The sequence below is a fragment of the Streptomyces sp. NPDC006544 genome (assembly GCF_040611715.1).
Taxonomy (GTDB): domain Bacteria; phylum Actinomycetota; class Actinomycetes; order Streptomycetales; family Streptomycetaceae; genus Streptomyces.
Map to the genome: position 1 here is coordinate 1 of NZ_JBEXOV010000232.1, position 1,206 is coordinate 1,206.

The following is a 1,206-nucleotide window of genomic DNA, read 5'->3' on the forward strand; positions in this document are numbered from 1 at the left end:
GAGGCAGAAACAAAGTCAATTGTCACTTAATTTGGAAAAGTACAAACAATATGCAGAAAATAGCGGTGTAAAAAACATTCAGCTGTACAGTGGAGAAGGTGATCCGGCCGAGGAAATTACTAAGACGATTTTGCCAGCAACATCTGCAGATATCTTAATCATTGGATCGCGATCAATGCATGGAATTAAAGGATATTTTGGTTCGCATGCTACTTATATGGTTAAAAATTCTCCAATCTCAATTACAGTTATTAAGTAAATATTGCAGATAATATGTATTTGGGTCAATATCTTGGACAAATTGGTTCTGTTGCGAAGTTTGAAAATCAAACGCGCTCTCTCTGAACTCCAAATATCTTAGGCTGGTATTCCCATTAATACCTTGATTTCAGTAGACACCGAAAAGCCGAAGAGCGTTCCATTTCTTCGGTTCTTTTTATATATTCCTCGAATGGTCTCCATGCCCTTAATCGTGGAAGAGGCTGTACGGAGACTTTGATAAAATTTATTTCGTCGTTTAATAGGTCGATGGTCTTGTTCTATTAAATTGTTAAGATACTTCACAGTTCGGTGCTCTGTCTTAGTATATAAACCCACACTCTGTAACTTTCTAAAGGCGGAGCCAAGAGAAAGTGCTTTATCGGTCACAATTGCTTTCGGCTCACCAAACTGTTTATGGAGTCGTTTTAAGAAAGCATAGGCTGCTTGCGTATCCCGTTTCTTTCGTAACCAGATATCTAAGGTTAAGCCGTCCGCATCAATTGCACGATAAAGATAATGCCAACGTCCCTTAATTTTGATATAGGTTTCGTCCATTTTCCATGAATAGAAGGATTGTCTATTTTTCTTCTTCCAAAGATAATAGAGGACTTTGCTGTACTCTTGCACCCAACGATAAACCGTAGTATGACAAACATTTATTCCACGATCATATAACAATTCCTGAACTTCACGATAGCTTAGATTGTAACGCGGGTAGTAACCAACAGCGACAATAATGATGTCTTTTTTGAATTGTTTGCCTTTAAAATGATTCATTACTCTGTCCTCTCTGTCTTTTTTCTCAATTTTACACTAAAATAGATTTTTTGGAAAACTTTGCAACAGAACCCTTTCGGTTTTGAACCTCAAGGGGAACACTCGTTTGATAAAGCGTCTCAATGGTTGTCAGTAAATAAACAAAAACTTTTGGAAGTGTGCTATTAT

At 37.1% G+C, this 1,206-nt stretch carries 2 protein-coding genes and 1 pseudogene; 1 reads left to right on the forward strand and 2 read right to left on the reverse strand.

Features of this window, described 5'->3' with window-relative positions:
• Window positions 1–259, forward strand: a 259-nt coding sequence (locus ABZY44_RS37730; RefSeq protein WP_356662077.1) for a universal stress protein, incomplete at its 5' end; no start/stop codon positions are given.
• 98 nt (window positions 260–357) lie between these two features.
• On the opposite strand, the gene ABZY44_RS37735 is transcribed toward ABZY44_RS37730, so the two are convergent.
• Together ABZY44_RS37735 and ABZY44_RS37740 are read right to left on the reverse strand one after the other, a co-directional pair.
• Window positions 358–1,038, reverse strand: coding sequence for an IS6 family transposase (locus tag ABZY44_RS37735; RefSeq protein WP_356662079.1), 681 nt, complete (start codon window positions 1,036–1,038; stop codon window positions 358–360).
• Between the two features lie 73 nt (window positions 1,039–1,111).
• Window positions 1,112–1,206, reverse strand: a pseudogene (locus ABZY44_RS37740) (IS982 family transposase); the annotation flags it as partial.

What these genes read in the sequence shown, in the direction of transcription:
- ABZY44_RS37735 (WP_356662079.1), bottom strand. Translation starts at nt 1,038, where the DNA reads ATGAATCATTTTAAAGGCAAACAATTCAAAAAAGACATCATTATTGTC.